The organism is Streptomyces liangshanensis (assembly GCF_011694815.1).
Taxonomy (GTDB): Bacteria; Actinomycetota; Actinomycetes; order Streptomycetales; family Streptomycetaceae; genus Streptomyces; species Streptomyces liangshanensis.
In genome coordinates, this window is the sequence record NZ_CP050177.1 from 2,710,179 (window position 1) to 2,733,894 (window position 23,716).

A 23,716-nucleotide genomic window follows, 5' to 3' on the forward strand; every position below is an offset into this window, starting at 1 on the left:
TTTGCTACTTCTTGACCTGGACGCTGGTGAGGATCGGGTCCCCGTCCTGCGCGTAGTCGACACCCGAGACCTTCTCGGAGTAACCGGCGTTGACCTTGTAGTACCAGAGCGGGATGGCCGGCATCTCGTTGACCATCTCCTTCTCCGCGTCCTGGTAGAGCTTGACGGACTCGTCCAGCGAGGGAGCCGCGTCCGCGCCCTTGATCAGGCCGTCGATCTTCGCCGAGGAGAAGCCGCTCGTGTTGCCGTCCGACTTGGTGCCGTACAGGTCACGGATGAAGTTGGCGTTCACCGGGTAGTCGAGCACCCAGCCACCGCGGTACATGGACTTGACCTCGTGCGCGTCACGCGAGTCGAGGTCGGCCTGGAAGTCGGCCTTGGAGTCCCCGGTGCAGGCGACGCCCGTGGCCTGGGTGATGCTGCCGCAGACGGCCTCGACCCATTCCTTGTGGCCACCGTCGGCGTTGAACTGGATGGAGATCTTGTTGCCGGGCACGCCGCCGCCGGCCTTGATGAGCGCCTTGGCCGCGGCCGGGTCGTACTTGAAGACGTCGCCGCCCACGTTGTCCTGGTACCCGAGCACGCCCTTGGCGACGAAGCCCGTCGCCGGCTCGCGGGTGCCCTGGAGCACGGTCTTGGTGATCGTGTCGCGGTCGATCGCCCTCGACAGGCCCTGGAGGACGCGGGGGTCGATGTCCTTCCACTGCTTGGTGTAGAAGGCCGGGACGATCGACTGGACGGCGGAGTACGCCTTGTCCACGGCGCGGTCGCCGAGGTCGTCACGGTAGACGGGGAGGTCCTTGGGCGCGATCTGACGCAGGACGTCGACGTTGCCGGACTTGAGGTCCTCGTAGGCCGTTTCCAGGTTGGTGTAGTTCTTGAACGTCACACCACCGTTCTTGGCCTTGTCCGGACCCTTGTAGTCCGCGAAGGCCGTGACCTCGATCTTCTTCTTGTGGTCCCAACTGACGAACTTGTAGGGACCGTTGCCGACCGGCTTCTCACCGGCGGCGGCCGGGTCGGCGTAGAAGGACTCGGGGAGCGGCGAGAAGACCTCGTAGCCCAGCTTGTAGATGAAGTACGGGATCGGCGTGCTGAGCTCGATCGTGAAGGTGGTGGGGTCGACCACCTTCAGGCCGGACATCTCCTGCTTCTTCGGGTCACCCTTGTCCGGGTGCACGTCCGCGAAGCCCGCGATGTCCGAGAACCAGAACGAGTTCGTCTGGTTGTTCTTGATGTTCGCGGCCCAGTTCCATGCCTTGACATAGGACTCGGCGGTGACCGGGGTTCCGTCGTGGAACGTCCAGTCCTTCTTCAGCTTCACCGTGTAGGTCTTGTTGTCCGTGGTGTCCACCGACTCGGCGTTCACCATGACGATCTTGCCCGCGGCGTCGTAGTCGACGAGCTGCTGGAAGAGCGCCCCGACCACGATGCTGCCGTTGGACTCCATGGTGTTGGCGGGCTGAAGCGGGTTCTGCGGCTCCCCCACCTCGACGGAGAACTTGCCGTTCGGATCGAACGAGCCCGCACTCGCCTTGCCACCGTTGTCGTCGCTACCGCTGTCACTACCGCCACAGGCAGTCGCGGCCAGGGCGACGATTATCGCTCCCGCGACCCACTTGGCGCTCTTGGCACCACGCATGGGTTCCTCCTCATGAGTCCACTAGTCACAACAAGAAGGGCATTGTCTACGCGCGCTGACACCCCTGACAGCGAGCTGATCAAATGCCCCGAGTGTGCTCGTGAGTCGGCGCTCCCCACCGCGCGTGACCCATTGACCCGAGCTCAATGAGCCAACTATTAGGTACGGCCCGGCTGTAAACCACAGCTAAAGGGTCTCGTTTTGACAACATCAGCACCCCACGTCCGCCCGAAATCCGGACAAAATGATCATAGACAGACACCCCCGAAACGGACCGTTAACACATGTTCCGGTGAGCGATGGCCGATATCCGGACACCTGGCGAGGAAAAGGCTTTGACGAACGGCTCGGCCCCCCGCGTCCGAGCGGGGGGCCGAGCCGTGATCTGACAGGATGTCACCCCTTTGTCGCGGCCTCGGCCGGACAGGGTGTCAGGGTCAGCCGTTCTTGGCGCGGGACGCCGTGCGGCCGCGCTGCTTCTGGTCCAGGACGACCTTGCGGATACGGACCGTCTCCGGGGTCACCTCGATGCACTCGTCGTCGCGGCAGAACTCCAGGGACTGCTCCAGCGAGAGCCTGCGCGGCGGGACCACGTTCTCCGTGTTGTCGGCGGAGGCCGCGCGCATGTTGGTGAGCTTCTTCTCCTTGGTGATGTTCACGTCCATGTCGTCGGCGCGCGAGTTCTCGCCGATGATCATGCCCTCGTAGACCTCCGTGCCGGCCTCGGTGAAGATGACACCGCGCTCCTGGAGGTTGATCATCGCGAAGGGGGTGACCGAACCCGAGCGGTCCGCGACGAGCGAGCCGTTGTTACGGGTGCGCAGGTCACCGAACCACGGCTCGTGGCCCTCGAAGATCGAGTGGGCGATGCCCGTGCCACGCGTCTGGGTCAGGAACTCCGTACGGAACCCGATGAGACCGCGCGACGGGACGATCCACTCCATGCGGATCCACCCCGAACCGTGGTTCGTCATGGTCTCCATCCGGCCCTTGCGGGTCGCCATCAGCTGCGTGATGGGGCCGAGGTGCTCCTCGGGCGAGTCGATCGTCATGCGCTCGATCGGCTCGTACGTCTTGCCGTCGACCTGCTTCGTGACGACCTCGGGCTTGCCGACGGTCAGCTCGAAGCCTTCCCGGCGCATCGTCTCGACGAGGATGGCCAGCGCCAGCTCACCGCGGCCCTGCACCTCCCACGCGTCGGGACGCTCGGTGTCCAGGACGCGCAGCGAGACGTTACCGATCAGCTCGCGGTCCAGGCGGTCCTTCACCTGGCGGGCGGTGACCTTGTGGCCCTTGCCGCCCTTGCCGACGAGCGGCGAGGTGTTCGTACCGATGGTCATGGAGATCGCCGGCTCGTCGACCGTGATCAGCGGCAGCGCGATCGGGTTCTCCGGGTCGGCCAGGGTCTCGCCGATCATGATGTCCGGGATACCGGCGATCGCGCAGATGTCACCGGGCCGCGCCAGCTCGACGGGCTTGCGGGTGAGCGCCTCCGTCATCAGCAGCTCGGTGATCCGGACGTTGGACATCGTGCCGTCACGCTTGATCCACGCGACGGTCTGGCCCTTCTTCAGCTCGCCCTGCTCGACGCGGCACAGCGCGATACGGCCGAGGAAGTTGTCCGCGTCCAGGTTCGTGACGTGCGCCTGGAGCGGCGCCGCCTCGTCGTACTCCGGGGCGGGGACGTGCGACAGGATCGTGTTGAAGAACGGCTCCAGGTTGTCGCTGTCCGCCGGGACGGTGCCGTTCTCCGGCTTGGTCAGCGACGCGACGCCGTCACGGGCGCACGCGTAGACGATCGGGAACTCGATCTGCTCCTCGGTCGCGTCCAGGTCCAGGAACAGGTCGTACGTCTCGTCGACGACCTCGTCGATCCGGGAGTCGGGGCGGTCCGTCTTGTTGATGCAGAGGATGACGGGCATCTGCGCCTGGAGGGCCTTGCGCAGGACGAAGCGGGTCTGCGGGAGCGGGCCCTCGGAGGCGTCGACGAGCAGGACGACCGCGTCCACCATCGACAGACCGCGCTCGACCTCGCCACCGAAGTCGGCGTGGCCCGGGGTGTCGATGATGTTGATCGTGATGGGGTCCCCGCCGGTCTTGGGGTGGTACTTCACGGCGGTGTTCTTGGCCAGGATCGTGATGCCCTTCTCACGCTCCAGGTCGTTCGAGTCCATCATCCGGTCATCGAGGTGCTCGGCGGCGTGCGCGGCGAAGGCGCCGGCCTGCTTCAGCATGGCGTCGACCAGAGTGGTCTTGCCATGGTCGACGTGGGCGACGATGGCGACGTTACGGATGTCGTGGCGCGTGGGCATGCTGGCTGGCGCTTCTCTCGATCGTGGGATGCGGCGTTGTGTGCTCGTACGCCCGCCGGGCGGACAGGCCACGGCTCGTCCCATGGTACGGGGCCGGGGCGACAAGGGCTGCCCCGGCCGATCGGAGCGGGGTCGCGGGGGCCGGGCGCGCGCGGCCGCGAGGGGGTCGGCGCGGGGATCGCGCGGAGGTGGTGCGGGGGTCACGGGGGTGTGGAGCCGCTCGGGTCGGAGGGCCGGGAACGAGCTTGCCCGCCGGGGGAACCGGCGGGCAAGTGAATAGATCGGAACCTGGGCTTCCCGGCTTCGGGAAGCCCGGGCTGACCTGCTACTTCTCGGCCTTCGGCGACTTCTCGACCGTGGTCGGCAGGGCGGTCGGGACGGCCGTCGGCACGGCGGTCGGGCCCGCGTTGCCGCTCTTCTTGAACCCGATGTCCTGGTAGCGCGGCGAGGTGAATCCGAAGGCTCCCGCGTTGGCCAGGGCGGGCTTGGTGGCGACGAGCTGCGGACGCTGATACAGAGGAATCGATCCGGCGGCGGCCCAGATCCGGGCGTCCGCCTTCTTCATGAGGTCGCGCGCCTCGCCCTCGTCGAGCTCGGAGGCGGCCTGGTCGAAGAGCTGGTCGATGTGGTCCGTACCGACCCGGGTGTAGTTCTGCTCCACCTGGAGGGTGCCGTCACTGGCCGGCACGGGCTTGGCGAAGATCGGCCGGCCGTCGGTCGCCGGGTAGGCCGTGGCGGGCCAGGAGTAGAGGGCCAGGTCGTAGTCGCCGGCCGCGATGTGGTCCTTGAAGTAGCTGTTGTCGGCGACCTTGATCGTCTCGGTGCCGATGCCGATGCGGTCGAGCATCACGGAGATGCGGCGGCCGACGGCCCGCAGGGACTCGGAACCCTCGCCGGACGGCAGGACGAAGCGGAGGGTGAGGGTCTTGCCGTCCTTGCCGAGCGGCCCCGCCTTCGGGGCGGGCACGGCGGTGCCGCGCGGGGCGTACGCGCCGGCCACGCCGCCGGGCTTGGTGTCCTGGGCGGGCTTGTTGTCGCCGACGGTGTAGGAGCCCTCGTCGGAGGGGGTGTCGTTCTTCTTCTCCGACTTCTCCGGCTTCCCGGACTTCTCGGACTTCTCAGCGCTCTTGTCGGTGGCCTTGTCGGTGCTCTTGTCGGCCTTCTTCTCCGCGTCGGTCTTCTTCTCGCCCTCCTCCTTGGAGGTCCCCTTCTTCTCGCCGTCCTTCTTCGCGGTCTCCGCGTCCGGCGACTTCTTCCCGGCGTCCGCCGGCTTCCTGCCCTCGCCCTCGCTGCCCGCCTTGGTGCCCGCGTCCGTCCTGCGGGCCCCTCCCTGCGTCCAGCCCGCGTCGGCCAGCAGCGCCTGCGCCTCGTGCGTGTCCTGGGTGCCGAGGGCGTCACTGCTGTCCGCGTACGCCGGCTGCCCGGCCACCGCGAGATGGCTGCCGAGCGGCTTCGACGGCAGTCCGAGCGGCTTGAGCACGGCGTCGGCGAGCTGCTTGCGGTTGATCGCGCGCGCCACGGCCCGCCGTACCCGCTCGTCGGCCAGCGGTCCCGACTCGCCGTTCAGCGCGAGCTGCGTGTACGCGGGCTCCAGCGACTTCCGTACGACGTACCCGCGCAGGTTCCGCTGTTCGCGGCTGTACGTCTCCGCCGCCTCGGCCGTCCGCTCGCGCGCCGACCGCGCCGCCTCCGCCTTCTCCTTGTCGGAGCCGTTCGCCATCGCCCGGGCCCGCAGCGAGGCGGCCGGGCTGATGTCGGCGGCGCCCGGGCCGTGGGTCAGGGGCTGGCCCGCCGTACCGCCCTTGGCGCGGGCGGCCGAGGAGATACGTTCCGCCGCGGCCCTGTCGATGTCCGCGATGTCGAGCCTGCCGGCCGCCAGCGCCTCGGCGCGCTTGCCGCGGGGCACCGCGCTCAGGACGATCGAGTCGAGCTTGGCGCGCTTCCCCCACCAGCGCGGGTTGCGGACGAGCGTGGCCTTCTTGGCCTTGCGGTCCACCGACTTGAGGTTGAAGGGGCCCGCGCTCGTCTTCAGCCCGGCCCTCGCCCCGTCGTTGAACGAGGTCGGGGAGCCCATGACCTCTTTCGGGTAGAGCGGGGTGAAGAGGGACTTCCAGTCCGCGTACGGCCGGTCGAAGGTGACCCGGACGTCCAGGTCGTCCTTGCCGCGCTCGATCTTCTCGATCCGCTCGTAGCCCGCGTTGCGCGCCGTCCAGTACGCGGTGTCCTTGCCGCGCAGCGCGTGCCACTGGGCCACGAAGTCGGGCGCCCCGATCTCGGTGCCGTCGCTCCAGACCGCCTGCTGGTTGAGCTTGTAGACCACGACCTGCTTGGGCTCCCGGTCGACGATCTTCGCCGACTCCAGGTAGTCGCCGTTGCGCTGCGGGCTGCCGGTGCGGTCGAGCGTGAAGAGCGTGGGCAGGACGGCTCCGGCGATGCGGTTGGTCGTGGCGTCGGAGTCGGCCTGGAAGACGTTGAGCGTCGCGGGCATGGTGTCGACCGCCCACCGCACCGTGCCGCCCTGCGCGATCGCGTCCCGCCCGGTGGACCCGATGTCCACGGGGGCGGCCTGCGCCCGGCCGGCGGGCTTCTCCGCGGTGCACGCGGACAGGACGGTCAGGGCGAGCACGCCCGTGGTCAGGAGCGAGACGGTGCGGAGGGTTCGGGAGCATGTCCTCCCGCGTGGGGCGCCGACGTGGGACATGGCTTCTACCTCTTCGTCCGGGTTTGTGGAATTTAGAGATGATCACACCTATTTGCCCACCCACTGAAAGGGACGGAGGCGCGGCCACGGCGGCGACACGGCGTCCAGCATCCGAAACGCCACCCGCGCGGCCCAACGGCACCCTTGCGAAAACGGCGTGTGACGGGCGACACTCGAAATTGCATACTGTAGACAGTCGGGGCCACGACCCCGCTACCCCGCCTGCCACCCGAGACGTGGAAGTGAGGGCAACTCATGTCCCTGCACGAAGAATTGACCGCGGTGAAACGCTCCCTGGACGACCTGGTGCGCACGGTCGGACTGCTGGAACGGCGCATCGGCGAGACCCCCGCCCCCGAGGCCGGCCCCCTCGCGCCGGCCCTGGTCCACGAACTGATCCCGATCCCCGACACCCCGTACAACCACGCCCTCTGGGCCGACGCGGACGACGAGGGACTCGGCGTCCACAGCCGCCGCACGTAGCGGCGGGGGTACGGGAAGGGCCCGCGTCCTGGTGGACACGGGCCCCTGCGTGCGTGGCGTGCGTGCGGCGCTGCTGCCGCCGCCGCTCAGCCGAGCAGCTTCAGTACGGCCTCGGTGGTGCCGGTCTCGCCGAGCGCCGGGAAGATCTTCTCGACGGCGTGGCGGTGGGCGTCCGCGTCCCCGTCCGTCACCGCGTCGGTGACGACCGTGACGTGGTAGCCGTGCTCGTGCGCGGCGCGGGCCGTGGACTCCACGCCCTTGGTGGTGGCGATGCCCGTCACCACGACCTGGGTGACGCCCCGGCGGCGCAGCTGGAGGTCGAGGTCGGTGCCGTGGAAGGCGCCCCAGGTGTGCTTCGTGACGACGATGTCGTCGTCCCGCCGCCCCAGCTCCGGTACCAGCTCGGCCCAGTCGGCCTGCGGCGGGAGCCGGCGCGCCGGACCCTCGGTGCGGCCGGGGGCGCCGCTGGTGACACGGACGAGCACGACCGGCAGGCCCTTGGCCCGGAAGGCCTCGGCGAGTTCCGCGGAGCGCGCGACGATCTCGGCGGCGGGGTGGGCGGTGGGCAGCCCGGTGACACCCTTCTGGAGGTCGACGACCACCAGGGCGGTGCCCGGGTCGAGCGTGGTGACGGTCATGAGGGTGCTCCTCGCTGTCGCGGTGGGGATGCTCGTCACGGTACGAGGTACGCAGGCAGCCTTGCAAGTTGCCCTGTGCATCTTTATCCGCTCCTCACCCGCCCGCTCCCCATCCGCCCGCCCCGGCTCAGCACTCCCCCGCCGCGCACCCCCAGCCGTCCCGGTACGCCGCCCAGTCGCCCGGGGTCGCCGCGAAGTCGACGTACAGCGCCACCCCGAAGCGCTGCCGGTCACGGTCGGTGCGCCCGAGTCCCAGCCGGATGCCCCGGATCGCCGCGGCGGCGGTCTCCGCGTGGGCGTGGTGGCCCAACTCCTCCGTGTGGTAGAAGGGCAGGCCCATCAGCAGGTCGGTACCGGCCGGCATGACCTCCAGGGCGAGTGAGGTCTGCTGGGCGACGTAACCCCCGTACAGGCTCTCCAGCGGCAGTGCCGTGTCGTACGACATGACGGCGATCTGGTCGACCCGGCGGGCGACCTGCGCGAAGAAGGCCTGGGACCACCACTTGGGGTGGCCGGTGAGGGTCCCCGCCACGGAGTGCAGGGCGGGCAGCGGGTCGATCTGGTGCGCGGCGACGGACAGCGGGACGTGCCGCGCCTTCGTGAGCGCGCGCAGGTCGTCCAGCAGGGACAGGTAGTCCCGGTCGTCCGAGGGCAGCGGCTCCAGGTCGAAGTGGACCCCGTCGAAGCCGACGTCCAGGATCTGCCCGGCCGAGCGCACCACGGCGGCGCGGGACGCCGGGCGTTCCAGGCGCAGGCCGTCCGGGGTCTCGGTGGCCAGCTTGTCGCCCAGCCAGGCCTGGACCCGGACGCCGGGGAGCCGCCGGTGCACGCCCTCGATCAGCCAGTCGGCGCGCGGGTAGAGATCGGCGGGCAGGGTGCCGTCGTGTTCCAGCGGTCCGGCGTGGACGTACAGGTCGCGCAGGCCGGTCCCGCGGATCTGCCGGGCGAAGGCGTCGAGGTCCGCGTCCGTCTTCCGGCCGTCGACCCAGGCGTGGCCCAGCCAGATGGCGTCCTTGCCGCGGGTCCTGGTGCCGTCCGCGAGGTCTCCCGCGTAGTTGGCCCTGAGCGCCACGGCGGCGGTGACGAGGGGGACGACGAGCAGGACCGCGAGGACGAGGGCGACCCGCTTGGGCCACCGGGCGCGGCGGTGCCGCCAGGCCCGTACCAGTGTCCGTCCGAATCCGCGCAGGCGCGTGCGCACAGTCGTCCCCTCCCCTGAGACCCCCGGCCGGGCGGCCGCGTGACGGCCCAGGTTAGGGGGTGTTCTTGTGCGCGGGGGTGGTACGGGAGGGGCTCGTGGGGCGGGCGGGGCGGGCCGGCGCCCGGTCGCGGGGGCCGCGTACCGGACATAGCCTCCTGCTATGTCCTCGCTGGTGCGCCTGACCCGGCTCGCGACGGCGCCGCTGATCACGGCGTGGTGGCTGGTCGTGCCCGGCGCGGGGGCCGCTCGCGCGGCGGGGTCGGGACAGAGTCCGGCGGAGTCGGGGTGGGCGGGCAATCTGGTGCTGCCGCTGGGTGTGCTGGTGCTGGCGGTGGTGATCGCCGGGTACGTCGTCACCAAGCGCCGCCGCCGGGCGGCGCGCGCGGCGGAGCGCCGGGCCGCGTGGGCGGAGCGGGAGGCGCGGGGCGGGGGACGGCCTGCCGGGCGGGGGGACACGCGGGGCGGGCCCTGACGTCCGATGCACCGCACCGGGGCACGCGGGCGGGCCCTGGCGCGCGACTCGGCCGCCTGAGCCCCGTGGGGCGCTCCCCCGGTGTCAGAACATGCTCAGCAGTTGCTCCACCGTCGGCTCCGCCGTCGAGTCCCCGTCGGGCAGCGGCAGTTCGAACCAGACCGTCTTGCCGCGCGGGGTCCTGCGCGAGCCCCACGCCGCGCTCAGCAGGCCCACCAACTGGAGCCCCCGCCCGCCCTCGTCGGTGTCGCGGGCGCGGCGCCGGCGCGGCTGCACGAGGCCCGCGTCCCAGACCTCGCAAACGAGCGTACGGTCGCGCAGCAGCCGGAGCCTGATCTCGCCCTCGCCGTAGCGCAGGGCGTTGGTGACCAGCTCGCTGACCAGCAGTTCCACCGTGTCGACCAGGGCTTCCAGGTCCCAGTCGACCAGCTGCGCCCGGGCCAGCTCCCTGGCCCGCCCCACCGAGCGGGGCTCGCGCGGCAGCCGCCAGTCGCCCACGGCGTCGGCCGGGAGCCCCTGGATCCTGGCCATGAGCAGGGCGATGTCGTCCTCGCCGTGCCGGGTGTCGAGCGTGTTCAGGACGTGGTCGCAGACGTCCTCCAGCGGCCGTACGGGGTGGGACAGCGCCGCCCGGAAGGCGGTCAGGCCCTCGTCCAGCGGCTGGTCCCGCGACTCGACCAGGCCGTCCGTGTAGAGCGACAGCAGCGCGCCCTCCGCGAGCTCCACCTCCACCTGCTCGAAGGGCTCGCCCCCCACGCCGAGGGGCATGCCCGGCGGTACGTCGAGCAGCAGCGGCTCCTCGCCCGGCTCCACGACGACCGGGGGCGGGTGCCCGGCGTTGGCGAACGTGCAGCGCCGGGTGACCGGGTCGTAGACCGCGTACACACATGTCGCGAGGTAGACCTCGGAGAGGTCGGCGTCGCGGGACTTGTGGGCGACCCGGGAAGCCTGCTGTGCGCCGCTCGGCGTGCCGAGGCCCCGCGCGATCTCGTCCAACGCCGAGAGCACCTCGGCCGGTTCCAGGTCGAGCAGGGCCAACGTACGGACGGCGGTGCGCAGTTCGCCCATGGCCACGGCGGCCCGCAGCCCGCGTCCCATCACGTCGCCGACGACCAACGCGGTCCGGTGCCCGGGCAGTTCGATGACGTCGAACCAGTCGCCGCCCACCTCCGTGGCGGTGTTGCCCGGCAGGTAGCGACACGCGATGTCGAGGCCGGCCGCCTCGGGGTCGCCCGGCGGCAGCAGGCTGCGCTGGAGGATCAGCGCGCGCTCGTGCTCCCGGCGGTAGAGGCGCGCGTTGTCGATGCAGACGGCCGCGCGGGCGGCCAGCTCGACGGCGAGCGCGCGGTCGCGGTCACCGAACGGCTCGCTGCCCTTCGTACGGGAGAACTGGGCGAGCCCCACGACGGCGTCGTGCGCCACCAGCGGGACGGCCAGCGTCGACTGGATGAGGCTGCCCGCGCTCCCGGGGACGGCCTGCGTCCGGCCGGTGCGCAGCGCGTTGGCGGCGAGCGAGCTGAACGGGAAGCGGTGGACCGCGCCGACCTCCGGAGGCACGTACCCGCCCTCCAGCAGGTCGCCCGGTCCGGTCAGCGGCGCGTCCGACACGGCGCTGGCGAACGCGACCCGGCGCAGCGAGGCGCTGCCGCCGCCCGACTCGGAGCGGGAGGAGCCGCCGCGTCCCGGCGGGGCCTCCTCGCCGGTGAGCAGGCTCTGGTAGAGGTCCACGGCGGCCAGGTCGCAGAAGCCGGGGACGGCGACGTCGAGGAGCTCGCGGGCGGTGGTCTCCAGGTCCAGCGAGTTGCCGATCCGGGCGCTCGCCTCGTTGAGGAGGGCGAGGTTCCGGCGGGCGCTGGCGGCCTCGCGGGCGGCGATGTGACGGCGTGTGACATCCATGCCGATCCCGGCCACCCCGATGGGCCGGCCAGCCCCGCTGTGCACGCGGTAGAGGTTGATGGACCAGTGCCTGCGGTCCTTGCCGCCGGGCTGCGTCCCCACGATCTGGAAGTCGTTGACCGCCTCGCCGGTCTCCAGGACCCGCTTGAGGGCGCCGGTCAGGCGGTCGGCCTCGGGGCGGGACAGGTAGTCGTGGACGGTACGGCCGCGGTGGTCCTCGATCGCGCCGCCGAAGACCTTCGCGAAGCGCGCGTTGGCGCGCTGCACCCGGAGATCGTTGCCGAACAGCAGGAAGCCGAAGGGAGATTGGCCGAAAATGGCCTGCGACGAGGCGAGGTCGGTTTCGATCCGGCGCAACGCCCTGACGTCGACGACCACGCAGAGCGCGGCCCGTTCGCCGGTCTCCGTCTCACTGGGCATCACATAGATCTCGGCCAGGCCGTGCCCGCCGCCCTCGTGGGGCATGCGGAAGGGGACCAGGCCGGTCCACTCCTTGCCGTCCAGGATCTCGGCGACCCGGCGGTGCCCGCGCGGACGCAGCTCGGCGGGCATGAACACCTCGACCGGGTCCTTGCCCCTGACCTGGTGCGGAGCGATCCCGAACAGCTCAGCGGCCCGCACGCTCCACTGGTCGACCAGCCCGTCGGGGCCGATCGAGAACGAAGCGACTCTTATGTAGTCATAGATCGAGCCGGGCGGACTGCTCTGCCACACGACGTCGCCCGTCGTCCCAGGTATCTCGCTCACGCGACCGTCCCCTCCAGCTCACGCACCGGACCGGCCATTCCCGCAGTATTCAGCACTACGGCCCCGGCAGGCACGGCGTTCACGATCACAGCACGGTCTCGTTCTTTTTGAGCCGAGTCCAGACCGGATTCGACATGATCGTTCCCGTGATCGTTGTCCCTTCACACTTCTAACCAGGCAGAGGTAGCTCGAACCACACGGTCTTGCCCGTCTTCCCGCGGCGCGTGCCCCAGCGCCGGGAGGAACAGGCCACGAGCCGCAGGCCACGGCCGCCCTCGTCGTCGAGGGCCGAGGTGCGCGGGGTGGGCGGGTCAGGGAGGGGATCGGAGACTTCCACGAGCAGGGCGCGGCCCGTGGCGGGGGCGGTGTCCCCCTGGGGACAGGTCGAGGGGTCCGGGGCGGGAGCGAGGTCGACGATCGCGAGCTTCACCCCGATGGGGCCGGGCGTGTACCGCAGCGAATTGGTCACCAGCTCGCTGACCAGCAGAACGGCCGCCTCGCAGACGGCAGGGACCATCTCCCAGGCGCGGAGCGTGTCACGGACGGAATGGCGGGCGGTGCGCACGGCCCCCGGCTCGGCGGGGAAGGTCCACTCGGAGCGTGCGCCCTGCGTGTCGATCAAGCCGACCACTTCTTCCCGACCGCCGAGAGAACCACATCCCTTTTAGGGGGTCAATCTGCCCATACCCGAAATATGGGGTGAGCTATCTCCTCGGCGGGACGGCTCTGCCCCCGGCGGGCGCACAGTGGCACAAACGGCGTACAGGGCGTACGGACGCGGCGCACGGCCCCGCCCCGTCCCCGCGTACGGCGCTCAGCGGGTCGGGCGGTCCAGGGCGTCGCGGAGCAGACGGGCGGCCTCGGCGACGGCCGGGCGGTCCTGGTCGAGCCAGTCGACCGTGTGGACCTCGTCCGGGCCGAGCCAGCGCAGCTCGTCGTGGTCCTCCAGCGGCGTGGGCTCACCGGAGAGCAGCCGGGCCGTCCACACCTGGAGGACACGGCCCCGGCCCAGCGGCCACTGGCCGGGGATCCGCTCCACGGGGAGCGTCTCGACACCCAGCTCCTCGCGCAGCTCCCGTACCAGCGCCTCCTCGGGGCCCTCCCCCGGCTCCACCTTGCCGCCGGGCAGCTCCCAGCGGCCGGCCAGCTCGGGCGGCGCGCTGCGGCGGGCGGCCAGCAGCCGCCCGCGGTCGCAGAGGGCGCCCGCGACCACGACACGATCATCCATGGGCGCGAGCCTAACGGGCCGGGGGGCGCCGCCCGCGACGCGTGCCCGGCGGCGGTCGCGCGGCCGGGTCACGTGTCAGCGGCGGCACGTGTCAGCGGGTCGTTTGTACGACGCGCTCCACCCAGTAGAGGCGGCCGGGGCCGCGGGCGTCGAGGTTGTCGGCGATCTTCTGGGCCTCGTCCTTGGTCGCGTACCTGCCGACCCGGTAGCGATTGCCGTTGCCGTCCTGCCGTATCACCAGCCAGGGGAGCGCGGCTCCACTGTCGTTCATCGCGCCCCTCCCGCCGCCGGCCTGCATCTCTCTGAAGATTCCCGGGAAACCGCAGTACGCATATGCCCGAGCGTACGCCTGACCTTCACTCAGCGGATACGTATTCACACAAAGAGGTACGCGAGGGGCGGGTGAACGGCGGTACGAGGAAGGGGGCGTACGCCCGGCGCACGCCCCCTTCGCCTCCCGCCCCGATGCCCGGGGGCCGGGGTCGCGTCAGGTCCGGCCGACCGTACGTACCGTCGGCAGCGGCATCAGGACCGGCGCCGCGTCCTTCATCTTCCGGCAGGCGTCCCCGCACGTCGAGTCGAGCGAGCAGCACAACGAGCAGATCGGCCCCGACCGGACCGGGCAGTCGGCGATGTCCGGGAGTTCGTACGCCGTCTCGCAGACCGCGCAGTGATGGGTGGCGGTGATGTCGGGGACCTCGACGCCCGGTCCGTTGACCGGATTCGGCCGCGCCAGGTAGTACCTCCCTTTCGTCAGCCAGGCGATCAACGGGCAGAGGATCAGGGCGAGTCCGGCCGCGATGAAGGTCGAGAAGGCCTCCGCGTACGTCCCGAACAGCCCGAAGAAGGCGAGGATCGAGACCACGGACGCGATCACCATCGCCCCGAACCCGGCCGGGTTGACCGCGTACAGGTACGCCCGCTTGAACTCGATGTACGGCGGGCTCAGCCCGATCCGTTTGTTGATCACGAGGTCGGCGGCGACCGCGGTGATCCAGGCGATGCCCACGTTCGAGTAGAAGCCCAGCAGCTTGTTGAGGGCCGCGAACATGTTCATCTCCATCAGCGTCAGCGCGATGGCGAGGTTGAGGAAGATGTACCAGACCCGCCCCGGGTGCTTGTGCGTGATGCGGGAGAAGAAGTTCGACCAGGACAGCGAGCCGCTGTAGGCGTTGGTGACGTTGATCTTGATCTGGGAGACGATCACGAAGATCGCGGCGGCGGGCAGCGCGAAGGAGCCGAGCCACGGCCTGAGCGCCTCGATCTGCGGGGCGATGGGCTCCAGCGCGTGGGTCTTGCCGACCGCCTCCAGCGCCACGAACGCGAGGAACGCGCCGCCGAGCTGCTTCGCCGCGCCGATGACGACCCAGCCGGGCCCGGCGGCGAGGACGGCCACGTTCCAGCGGCGCCTGTTCTCCCGCGTCTTGGCGGGCATGAAGCGCAGGTAGTCGGCCTGTTCGCCGATCTGGGCGATGAGCGAGAGCGCCACACCCGTACCGAGCCCGAAGCCGATCCAGTCGAAGCCCGAGCCGGCCCCTTCCGTGCCGCCGAAGGAGCTGAACGCGCCCCAGGAGCCCGGCGCGTGGAAGGCGAGCACGACGAACGGCAGGACCAGGCCGACGAGCCAGATCGGCTGGGTCCACGCCTGGACCTTGGCCAGCGCGCCCATCCCCCGGAACACGATGGGGATGACGATGAGCGTGGTGACCAAGTAGCCGACCTGGACCGGGAGTCCGATGGCCTGGTGCATGGCCTGCGCCATGATCGAGCCTTCGAGGGCGAAGAAGATGAAGGTGAAGGACGCGTAGATCAGCGAGGTCAGCGTCGAGCCGAAGTAGCCGAAGCCGGCGCCGCGGGTGATGAGGTCCATGTCCAGGCCGTACTTGGCGCAGGCCCGCGCGATCGGGATGCCTGTGACGAAGATGATCGCCGCCGCCGTGAGGATGGAGGCGAACCCGCTGGTGAAGCCGTACGTGAACACGATCGAGGCGCCGATCGCGAAGTCCGCCAGATACGCGATCCCGCCGAGCGCGGTGCCCGCGACCGTCGAGGGCGACCAGCGGCGGAACGAGTGCGGCGCGTAGCGGAGCGAGTAGTCCTCGCGGCTCTCGTCGGCGGCGAGCTTGGCGTAGCTGCGCGCCGGCCCCTCGTCGGGTGGGCTGTCGGAGGTGGGGATCGCGGTGTCCGTCATCGCTGCCTTCCCGTTCGTCTGCGTGCACCGGGTGCGGTACGAACGGGAAGGTAGAAGCCGGACATGACGGGGCGCCCCAGCGTGTCGTTGCCCCGCCGTTACGGCAGGACGGCGGGGGTTAACTCGCCGTCACGGCGCGCGGACGGCGGGCTCCGACTATCGGTCGGACGACAGAAACGAGCGCGGGCACGGGTGTTGGCGCTCGCGCTTGCCCGGCAACGCGTTCATTTCACCGACAAGTGGTACGCCACCCGGTAGCGGTCCGCCGGCACCACCACGTCCGCCGTCTCGACCGCGCGCCCCGACGCGAAGTACGTCCGCTCCAGGACCATCACCACGTGTCCGGGGACCCCGCCGAGCGACATGAGCTCCTCCGCAAGCCCCGGGCGCGCGCCGACCTCCTCCAGCACGTTGTCCACGACGATGTCGATGGCCGCCATCCGCTCCACGACCCCGCACCCGCCGAGCGGCCCCTCCTCGGGCAGCATCACCGGCGTCCGCCCCGTGACCGCCAGGGGCTCCCAGGAGGTGGAGAGCATCATCGGCTCGCCCCCGTCGCGGAACACGTACCGCGTCCGCATCACCCGGTCCTCCGGCTCGATGCCGAGCCGCGCGGCGATCTCCGGGCCCGCCACGTCCTGTTCGCTGCTGGACTGCCACGTCCCCCGCACGCCGTCCGCCGTCTGCTCCTGGCGGAAGGGGCTGGAGCCGCTCGGCGGCCGGTACCCGGAGCGGGCGATGCGGCGCGGGACCGGGCGCTCCCGCACGTACGTGCCCGACCCGGAGCGGCCCTCCACCAGCCCTTCGGCCATCAGCACCTTGCGCGCCTCCAGCGCGACCGTGTCGGACACGCCGTACTCCTCGCGGATGCGGGCCTGCGAGGGCAGTCGGGTGCGGGGCGGCAGCGCGCCGTTGGCGATCTTCTTGCGGAGATCACCGGCGACACGCAGATAGGCAGGCTGCTCACCAAAAGCCATTGACCACTCCCAACGGGTTGACAGACAGCAACAGCCTGACGACCGTGGGTTGTCATCCGCAAGCATGGGCCAGGGTTTCACCCGAAGTGATGATTTGTGCTCACGGAATGCTTATCGCGCGGATGAATGATCCGGACGTACCGACAACTTCCCGACCATCAGCCCGAATCCCCTCTTGACCTCAATGGTCCAGACCAATACCTTTCCTGCCCATGAGCCTCACGCTGAGCAGCGCTCGAAGCGCAGGAACTCCCCGGAACACCCGAAGAACCCTTGGCAGGCTGGCAGTTGCCGCCTGCTCCCTGTCCCTTCTCGCCACGCTCTCGCCCGCGGCCTCGGCGGTCACCACCGCCTCGGCCACGTCGGCGTCCACGGCGAAGCACGACGGCGGCAAGAGCGGCGGTACGAGCGGCCGCGAGTACAAGCGCGTCGGCTACTTCACCCAATGGGGCGTCTACGGACGCAACTTCCAGGTCAAGGACCTGGACACCAGCGGGCAGGCCGCCAAGCTGAGCCACATCAACTACGCCTTCGGCAACGTGAACGCCGAGGGCAAGTGCTTCACGGGCAACGTCGCCGGCGAGGCCGACGCGTGGGCCGACTACGCGCGCCCGCTCGACGCGGCCGGTTCGGTGGACGGCGTGGCCGACACCGCCGAGCAGCCCCTCGCGGGCAACTTCAACCAGCTGCGCGAACTGAAGGCCAAGCACCCCGGCCTCAAGGTGCTGATCTCCCTGGGCGGTTGGAGCTGGTCCACCCACTTCTCGGACGCGGCCCGCACGCCCGCCTCGCGCAAGGCGCTGGTCTCCTCCTGCATCGACCTCTACATCAAGGGCAACCTGCCCGTCGACGGCACGCGCGGTGGCGCGGGCGCGGCGGCCGGTCTCTTCGACGGGGTCGACATCGACTGGGAGTGGCCCGGTTCCGCGGGCGACACGGACACCGTCTACCGGCCCGAGGACAAGCGGAACTTCACCGCGCTGGTGCACGAGTTCCGTACCCAGCTCGACGCGTACGCCAAGAGCCAGGCGCCGCGCGGCAAGAAGGCGAAGCACTACGACCTGTCGGCCTTCGTGCCCGCCGCCCCCGCCAAGATCGACGCGGGCTTCGACATCCCGCGCATCATGCGGGACTTCGACTTCGTGAACCTCCAGGGGTACGACTTCCACGTCTCCGGCGAGGCGACGACGTCCCAGCAGTCCGCGCTGTACGCGGCCCGCGGTGACTTCAGCGTCGACCAGACCGTCCGCGACTGGGAGCGCCGCGGCGCCCCGGCCCGGAAGCTGGTCGTGGGCCTGCCCTTCTACGGACAGGGCTGGACCGGCGTGACGGGCGGCGGCGACGGCCTCGGCCAGCCCGCCGCGGCCCCGGCGCCCGGCGTCTGGGCGCCCGGCTCGGAGGACTACAAGGTCCTCAAGGGCCTGGCCGCCTCGGGGGCGTACAAGGTCCACCGTGACGTCAAGAACGGCAGCGCGTGGCTGTTCGACGGCACCACCCTGTGGACCTACGACGACCCGCAGGTGCTCCGCGCCAAGACCGCGTACATCCGTCACAAGGGCCTGGGCGGCGCCATGGTCTGGTCCATGGACGGCGACACGGCGAACGGCGAACTGACGACGGCGATCGACCGCGGCCTGTCGGGCCGCTGACCTTCGCGGGTCGCGCGGGCTGCGGGCTGCCGACGCCCACGGGTTGCGCGGCCGGCGGGCCGCGCAACTCCGTGGTCGCGGGGGTGTGGTTGGAGCTAGCCTCGTCCCCCATGAGCACGACGGGGAGCGGGACACAGCGGCACCGGGCGCGGCCGGCGACACGGGCCGTGACGGCGGTCAACCGCCTCACCGAACGCTGGGCGGCCGGGCACCGCGGCGACGGGAACACGGTGTTCTCCGCCGCCGGTGTCTGGCCGCTGCTCGCGCTCCTCGCGGACGCCGCCGACGGCCCCGCCCGGCAGGAGCTGACCGAGGCCGTCGGACTGCCGGGCGGCGAAGCGGCCGGTGTGGCGGCGGAGTTGCTCGGCACCCTGTCCCAACTGCCCGGCGTGAGTGCCGCGCTGGGCCTGTGGACGAGGAAGTCCCTCCCGGTCAGGGACGAGTGGACCGCCCGGCTGCCCGCCGGGAGCCACGGGGTGCTCACCGGCGACGCCACCGCGGACGGCCGCGCCCTGGACACCTGGGCGGCCGACCGCACGGGCGGGCTGGTCCCGTCGATGCCGGTCACGCTGGACGACCGCACGCTGCTCGTGCTGGCGAGCGCGCTGGCCCTCCGTACCGCATGGTTCCGCCCCTTCGAGGAGTGGCCGCGCGAGAACGAGACCGGACCGTGGGCCGGACGCACCGTCACCACCCTCCACCGTACGACCGCCCTGCTCGACCGGGTCGCGGTGTCCGAGACCTCCGCGGGCCCGCTGACCGTCGCGAAGGTGCTCGGTACGAACGGGCTCGACGTCCACCTGCTGCTCGGCGAGGAGAGCCGTACCCCGGGTGAGGTGCTCGCCGCGGGCGTCGGCGTCCTGTCGGGCCGGTACGCGGCCGTCACGGCCGACCGCCTCCCGTACGGCGAGGCCGGCCCCGGCCTCACAAAACGAGTCGTCCGCGTGTCCGCCCCGACCCCGCCCGAACTCGCTCTGCGCACCGCGGCGTTCGCGCTCTCCGCCGACCACGACCTGCTGAAGCGTGCCGGGCTCTTCGGCCTCGGGACGGCGTCGGAGATCCGCCCCCATCACTTCCCGGGCATGAGCGCCATGCCCTTGGCCATCGGCTCCGCCCGCCAGTCGTCCATGGCGGAGTTCGGCGCGCTGGGCTTCCGGGCGGCGAGCGTGACCGCGGTGGCCGCCGTGGCCGGGGGGATGCCGGAGCGCCGCCACAGCGCGGTACGGGTCTCCGCCGACTTCGACCGCCCGTTCGGCTTCCTGGCCGTGCACCGCACCTCCCGGCTAGTCCTGACGACGGGCTGGGTGGCGGAGCCGACGCTCGCCGACCCCGACGCGTACGACCTCTGATTCAGCCGTTCACCCCGCGCGTCCTGAGCCGCCACCCCGCCCTGGCGTTCATACGGTCGTACGGTGAGCCTCTCGCGTACGTACCTCGTCGCGCCCCTCGTGGCGGGCGCCCTCCTCGCCGCCGTACCGCCGGTCTCGTACGCGGGGGCTGCGCGACCGGCCACGTCCACGGACGCGGTACCGGCCGACCCCACCGCCCCTGCCGTCCCCGCCGCCCCCTGCGGCCGGGAGGCGGACCCCGGCTGGGCCCCCACCGCCACCCGCCTCCCCGATCCCGCCGACAGCCACCACGCCTACACCGGCAACGGCTACCTGGGGACCCGCGTCCCGCCCCTCGGCGCCGGGTACGACGAGCGCGGCGGCGCCACGGGCTGGCCGCTGTTCACGCCCCGGTACGACGGCGCCTTCGCCGCCGGCCTGTACGCGCACGAGCCCGCCACCACCGCCGACCGCCACGTCCTCGCCGCCCTGCCGACCTGGACGACCCTGGACGTACGGATCGGCGGCGAGACCCTGGGCCCGGAAAGCCGCGTCTCCCGCTACCGCCAGAGCGTCCTGCTGCGCTGCGGAGTGGTCCGTACGGCGCTGCGCTGGACCACGGCCGACGGGCGCGTCACGGACCTGACGTACGAGATCCTCACCGACCGCTCCGACCCGCACGCGGGCGCCGTACGGCTGCGGCTGACCCCGCGGTGGAGCGGCGAGGCGGGCATCGCGGCCGGGCTGGACTGGCGCGGGGCGCGGCGGATCAGCCGGACGGGGGCGGCGGACGCGAACGACGGCGAGCGGACGGAGACGTTCCGCGCGCGCGGCACCGGCACGGCCGGCGCCGTCGCGACGACGCTGCGCCCGGACGTGCGCGGACCGGTGCGCGTCGAGGAGGACCGTACGTACACGGTGGTGAAGTACGTCGGCGTCGACACCGCCCTCACCTCGCCCGACCCCCGCGCCGCCGCCCGCGCCGCGTCCCGGCGGGCGGCCGCGCGGGGCTGGCAGGGCCTCTTCGCCGCCAACGCGGCCGCCTGGGCGCCTCTCTGGGACGCCGACGTCTCCGTACCCGGGCAGCCGGACCTCCAGGCGTGGCTGCGCGCCGCCCAGTACGGCCTGCTGACGAGCACGCGCGCCGGAGGCTCGGACAGCGTCGCGCCGACCGGGCTGAGCAGTGACAACTACGCGGGGCTGGTGTTCTGGGACGCCGAGACCTGGATGTTCCCGGGGCTGCTCGTCACCCGCCCGGAACTGGCCCGTTCCGTCGTCGAGTACCGCTACCGCACGCGCGCGGGCGCCGCCGCGAACGCGGTGAAGCTCGGCTTCAAGGGCCTCTTCCACCCCTGGACCGGCGCCGGGCGCGGGGATGTGTGGACCGAGTGCCAGAGCTGGAACCCGCCGCACTGCGTGACGCAGAACCACCTCCAGGGGGACATCGCGCTGGCGGTGTGGCAGTACTACCTGGCGACCGGCGACCGCGCGTGGCTGCGCGAGCGCGGGTGGCCGCTGCTGAAGGGGAGCGCGGAGTTCTGGGCGTCGCGGGTCACCGCCGACGACGACGGCGGCTACTCGGTGAAGGAGGTGGCGGGCCCGGACGAGTACAGCAACGGCGTCACGGACGGGGTCTTCACCAACGCGGGCGCGGCGACCGCGCTGCGCGCCGCCACCCGCGCCGCCGCGCTGGTCGGGGCGGACGCGCCCGCGCGCTGGACGGAGATCGCCGACCGTATCCGTATCCCGTACGACGCGAAGCGGAAGATCTACCTCCAGTACGCGGGCTACACCGGTACGCGGATCAAGCAGGCGGACGCCGTCCTCCTGACGTACCCCCTGGAGTGGCCGATGCCTGCGGGGGCGGCCGCGGCGACGCTCGACTACTACGCCGCACGGACCGACCCGGACGGTCCGGCGATGACGGACTCGGTCCACGCGATCGACGCGGCGGCGATCGGGGAGCCGGGCTGCGCGGCGTACACGTACCTCCAGCGCGCGATCCGCCCCTTCGTACGCGGCCCCTTCGCGCTCTTCTCCGAGGCCAAGGGCGCGAAGGCGGGCGCGGACGACCCCCTGGCCGGCTCCCCCGCGCAGGACTTCCTCACCGGGAAGGGCGGCTTCCTCCAGGTCTTCACCCACGGCCTGACGGGCCTGCGGCTGCGGGAGGACGGCGTACGACTCGACCCGACGCTGCCGCCCCAACTGGCGCCCGGGGTCACGCTACGGGGCCTGCGCTGGCGGGACCGTACGTACGACGTCCACATCGGCGCCGAGGAGACGAAGGTACGCCTGACCTCAGGCCCCCCGTTCACCCTCCACACCCCCACAGGCCCCACCCTCCTCACCTCCACCGTCACCCTCCCCACCCGCCGCCCGGACCGCACCCCCACCACCAACGCGGCCCGCTGCCAACGAACAACAGCCACCTCGGAGGAACCAGGCCACTACGCACACGCGGCAGTGGACGGCGCCCGAGCCACCTCCTGGCTCCCCACCACGAACACAGCCACCCTGACGGTGGCCCTCCCCCACCCGACGAAGATCGCGACGATCACCCCCCACTGGACCACCCCCACCCCACCCCCCTACCAACTGGAAACGTCCACAGACGCCACCCACTGGCACCCACTTCGTCCCGGTGTGCGGGCGCGACACGTCCGCCTGACACTGAGCCGGAACCCGTCGGCGCAGTCGACCGGAACAGGCGTCCAGGAACTGACCGTTACCCGCACCGCACGTCGATGAGGAAGAGGCAACAGGCAACCCCGCCGATCCCCGATTCCTGAGGCACACCTCGTGCCAGACTCACTCTCGGATACGAAGCGAAACAGCCTCGTCACAAAGGGTGTTCATCGTCGGCCTTCGTATCGGTGGGTGAACGTCGAACGGAAGGTACCCGCGAGAGCGCACGGCCCTCGCGGTCGCTGTCCAAGAGGAGGGCAACGATGAGTGCGACTTTAGGTTTCGGCCCCGAACTTCGCCGTTTGCGACAGGAAGCGGGGCTCAGTCTGACTGAGTTCTCCGTGGCGCTGAACTACGACAAGGGATATCTCAGCAAGGTCGAGCGGGGGGAGCGTTCCGCCTCCCCCGAACTCGCCCAGCGGTGCGACGCCTTCCTTGGCGCGCATGGCGAGTTGCAACGTCTGGTCGTCCGTCCCGAGGCCGACCCGGACACCGGCGAAAGCCTCACCGTCCCGAGCCTCTGGCTCGTCGGGCGCCGGACGGTTCTCGCGGCGGGTACGGGAGCGCTGATCGACCTCGGGCTGAAACTCGGCGGCCAGCCGTCCTCCGACGTCCACCCCCTTCTCCCCTCCCTCCGTGCGCAGTTCGACCAGCTACGCATGCTCGGTCAGTCCACTTCGCCGAAGCTCCTGCTTCCTCTGCTGGAGGCACAGACACACACAGTCGTCGGGCTGGCCGTGGACACCCCGGCCACCACTCGGGCCCCCGCCCTCCTGCTCGCGTCGCGATTCGCGGAGTTCACCGGCTGGATGGCCCAGGAATCCGGGGACAACGGCGCGGCGCTCGGCTGGACCGGTCAGGCCGCCGAACTGGCACGCGCCGGGGGCGATACACACCTCGGTTCCTACGCACTCGTGCGACGCGCCCTGGTCACGCTCTACGGTGGGGACGCCGCGGGCACCGTCGCGCTGGCCCGCCGGGCCCAGAGCGACGAACTCCCGCCACGCGTCAGGGGACTCGCTGCCCAGCGGGAAGCGCAGGGACACGCACTGGTCGGCGACGAACGGGAATGCCTGCGCAGCCTCGACAGGGCGCGGGAACTCCTCGACAGCGACGACGCCGTCCACGGCGCCGAACCTGTGATCGGCACCACCCACGTGAGCGATCCGGCCGCGATGACGACCGGCTGGTGCCTGCACGACCTCGGCCGCCCCAAGGCCGCCGCCGAGGTGCTCGACCGGGAGTGCCACCGCCTCCCGCCGCACGCGCTGCGAACCCGCACCCGGTACGGCTTCCGCAGGTCCTTGGCCCACGCCGCCTCAGGCGAGGTGGAGCACGCGTGCACGATCGCGGGCGAACTCCTCGGGGTGATGCCGGCCGTGCCTTCAGCCACAGTGAACAGCGACGTCCGGCGTCTCGCGCGGGAACTTTCCCGGTTCCGGAGCAGCCGGGCCGTACGCGACCTGCAACCGGCGCTGGCACGGGTGCTCGCCCCGGCGCACGACTGACAGCGGCAACACGACCGACAGACACAGCTCGAGCCATCCTGCTCGCCGGACTGCCCGG

At 71.3% G+C, this 23,716-nt stretch carries 17 protein-coding genes; 6 read left to right on the forward strand and 11 right to left on the reverse strand.

Going from position 1 to position 23,716, the window contains the following annotated elements; all coding sequences use genetic code 11:
* Window positions 1-4 precede the first annotated feature (4 nt).
* The 3 genes from HA039_RS11510 to HA039_RS11520 form a co-directional block, all read right to left on the reverse strand.
* Complete coding sequence (locus tag HA039_RS11510; RefSeq protein WP_167027662.1) at window positions 5-1,642, reverse strand: peptide ABC transporter substrate-binding protein; 1,638 nt, start codon at window positions 1,640-1,642, stop codon at window positions 5-7.
* A gap of 437 nt (window positions 1,643-2,079) precedes the next feature.
* Window positions 2,080-3,954 carry a translational GTPase TypA gene (gene typA / locus HA039_RS11515; protein ID WP_167027665.1) on the reverse strand — a complete coding sequence of 625 codons (1,875 nt, stop codon included), beginning with the start codon at window positions 3,952-3,954 and terminating at the stop codon, window positions 2,080-2,082.
* A gap of 325 nt (window positions 3,955-4,279) precedes the next feature.
* Window positions 4,280-6,655 (reverse strand): ABC transporter family substrate-binding protein, encoded by a 2,376-nt coding sequence (locus HA039_RS11520; RefSeq protein WP_167027668.1) that lies wholly within the window; start codon window positions 6,653-6,655, stop codon window positions 4,280-4,282.
* Between the two features lie 255 nt (window positions 6,656-6,910).
* Here HA039_RS11520 and HA039_RS11525 point away from each other — a divergent pair, with 255 nt between their 5' ends.
* Complete coding sequence (locus HA039_RS11525; protein ID WP_167027671.1) at window positions 6,911-7,138, forward strand: hypothetical protein; 228 nt, start codon at window positions 6,911-6,913, stop codon at window positions 7,136-7,138.
* Window positions 7,139-7,224: 86 nt separating this feature from the next.
* Here HA039_RS11525 and HA039_RS11530 read toward each other — a convergent pair whose 3' ends face one another.
* Window positions 7,225-7,776, reverse strand: coding sequence for an isochorismatase family protein (locus HA039_RS11530; protein WP_167027674.1), 552 nt, complete (start codon window positions 7,774-7,776; stop codon window positions 7,225-7,227).
* 127 nt (window positions 7,777-7,903) lie between these two features.
* Window positions 7,904-8,977, reverse strand: a complete 1,074-nt coding sequence (locus HA039_RS11535) for a glycoside hydrolase family 18 protein (RefSeq protein ID WP_425086331.1) — start codon at window positions 8,975-8,977, stop codon at window positions 7,904-7,906.
* A 160-nt stretch (window positions 8,978-9,137) separates the two neighbouring features.
* Here HA039_RS11535 and HA039_RS11540 point away from each other — a divergent pair, with 160 nt between their 5' ends.
* The gene (locus HA039_RS11540) at window positions 9,138-9,449 is read left to right on the forward strand and encodes a hypothetical protein (RefSeq protein WP_167027677.1); all 312 of its coding nucleotides are present in this window, start codon (window positions 9,138-9,140) and stop codon (window positions 9,447-9,449) included.
* Window positions 9,450-9,533: 84 nt separating this feature from the next.
* Here HA039_RS11540 and HA039_RS11545 read toward each other — a convergent pair whose 3' ends face one another.
* From HA039_RS11545 to HA039_RS11570, 6 genes are all read right to left on the reverse strand, one after another.
* Window positions 9,534-12,092: a SpoIIE family protein phosphatase gene (locus HA039_RS11545; protein ID WP_167027680.1), complete on the reverse strand. Its 2,559-nt coding sequence runs from the start codon at window positions 12,090-12,092 to the stop codon at window positions 9,534-9,536.
* A 169-nt stretch (window positions 12,093-12,261) separates the two neighbouring features.
* Entirely contained in the window at window positions 12,262-12,723 is a 462-nt protein-coding gene (locus tag HA039_RS11550) for an ATP-binding protein (protein WP_167027683.1), read from the reverse strand.
* A gap of 183 nt (window positions 12,724-12,906) precedes the next feature.
* Window positions 12,907-13,320 carry a (deoxy)nucleoside triphosphate pyrophosphohydrolase gene (locus tag HA039_RS11555; protein WP_167027686.1) on the reverse strand — a complete coding sequence of 138 codons (414 nt, stop codon included), beginning with the start codon at window positions 13,318-13,320 and terminating at the stop codon, window positions 12,907-12,909.
* A gap of 91 nt (window positions 13,321-13,411) precedes the next feature.
* Complete coding sequence (locus HA039_RS11560) at window positions 13,412-13,591, reverse strand: SPOR domain-containing protein (RefSeq protein ID WP_208298591.1); 180 nt, start codon at window positions 13,589-13,591, stop codon at window positions 13,412-13,414.
* Window positions 13,592-13,807: 216 nt separating this feature from the next.
* On the reverse strand, window positions 13,808-15,511 hold the full coding sequence (locus HA039_RS11565) for a purine-cytosine permease family protein (protein WP_167027692.1): 1,704 nt from the start codon (window positions 15,509-15,511) through the stop codon (window positions 13,808-13,810).
* Window positions 15,512-15,735: 224 nt separating this feature from the next.
* Window positions 15,736-16,488, reverse strand: a complete 753-nt coding sequence (locus tag HA039_RS11570) for a GntR family transcriptional regulator (protein ID WP_167027695.1) — start codon at window positions 16,486-16,488, stop codon at window positions 15,736-15,738.
* A 212-nt stretch (window positions 16,489-16,700) separates the two neighbouring features.
* On the opposite strand from HA039_RS11570, the gene HA039_RS11575 reads away from it, so the two are divergent.
* The 4 genes from HA039_RS11575 (at window position 16,701) to HA039_RS11590 (ending at window position 23,658) form a co-directional block, all read left to right on the forward strand.
* The gene (locus HA039_RS11575; protein WP_167027698.1) at window positions 16,701-18,137 is read left to right on the forward strand and encodes a glycoside hydrolase family 18 protein; all 1,437 of its coding nucleotides are present in this window, start codon (window positions 16,701-16,703) and stop codon (window positions 18,135-18,137) included.
* Between the two features lie 110 nt (window positions 18,138-18,247).
* Entirely contained in the window at window positions 18,248-19,486 is a 1,239-nt protein-coding gene (locus tag HA039_RS11580; protein ID WP_167027701.1) for a serpin family protein, read from the forward strand.
* A 63-nt stretch (window positions 19,487-19,549) separates the two neighbouring features.
* The gene (locus tag HA039_RS11585; protein WP_167027704.1) at window positions 19,550-22,213 is read left to right on the forward strand and encodes a glycosyl hydrolase family 65 domain-containing protein; all 2,664 of its coding nucleotides are present in this window, start codon (window positions 19,550-19,552) and stop codon (window positions 22,211-22,213) included.
* Between the two features lie 200 nt (window positions 22,214-22,413).
* Window positions 22,414-23,658 carry a helix-turn-helix domain-containing protein gene (locus HA039_RS11590; RefSeq protein WP_167027708.1) on the forward strand — a complete coding sequence of 415 codons (1,245 nt, stop codon included), beginning with the start codon at window positions 22,414-22,416 and terminating at the stop codon, window positions 23,656-23,658.
* The last annotated feature ends 58 nt before the right edge of the window (window positions 23,659-23,716 follow it).

Excerpts from the sequence above, each read along its gene's own strand:
- HA039_RS11510 (WP_167027662.1), bottom strand. The coding sequence starts at position 1,642 with ATGCGTGGTGCCAAGAGCGCCAAGTGGGTCGCGGGAGCGATAATCGTC.
- typA (WP_167027665.1), bottom strand. The coding sequence starts at position 3,954 with ATGCCCACGCGCCACGACATCCGTAACGTCGCCATCGTCGCCCACGTC.
- HA039_RS11520 (WP_167027668.1), bottom strand. The coding sequence starts at position 6,655 with ATGTCCCACGTCGGCGCCCCACGCGGGAGGACATGCTCCCGAACCCTC.
- HA039_RS11525 (WP_167027671.1), top strand. The coding sequence starts at position 6,911 with ATGTCCCTGCACGAAGAATTGACCGCGGTGAAACGCTCCCTGGACGAC.
- HA039_RS11530 (WP_167027674.1), bottom strand. The coding sequence starts at position 7,776 with ATGACCGTCACCACGCTCGACCCGGGCACCGCCCTGGTGGTCGTCGAC.
- HA039_RS11540 (WP_167027677.1), top strand. The coding sequence starts at position 9,138 with ATGTCCTCGCTGGTGCGCCTGACCCGGCTCGCGACGGCGCCGCTGATC.
- HA039_RS11555 (WP_167027686.1), bottom strand. The coding sequence starts at position 13,320 with ATGGATGATCGTGTCGTGGTCGCGGGCGCCCTCTGCGACCGCGGGCGG.
- HA039_RS11560 (WP_208298591.1), bottom strand. The coding sequence starts at position 13,591 with ATGAACGACAGTGGAGCCGCGCTCCCCTGGCTGGTGATACGGCAGGAC.
- HA039_RS11565 (WP_167027692.1), bottom strand. The coding sequence starts at position 15,511 with ATGACGGACACCGCGATCCCCACCTCCGACAGCCCACCCGACGAGGGG.
- HA039_RS11570 (WP_167027695.1), bottom strand. The coding sequence starts at position 16,488 with ATGGCTTTTGGTGAGCAGCCTGCCTATCTGCGTGTCGCCGGTGATCTC.
- HA039_RS11575 (WP_167027698.1), top strand. The coding sequence starts at position 16,701 with ATGAGCCTCACGCTGAGCAGCGCTCGAAGCGCAGGAACTCCCCGGAAC.
- HA039_RS11580 (WP_167027701.1), top strand. The coding sequence starts at position 18,248 with ATGAGCACGACGGGGAGCGGGACACAGCGGCACCGGGCGCGGCCGGCG.
- HA039_RS11590 (WP_167027708.1), top strand. The coding sequence starts at position 22,414 with ATGAGTGCGACTTTAGGTTTCGGCCCCGAACTTCGCCGTTTGCGACAG.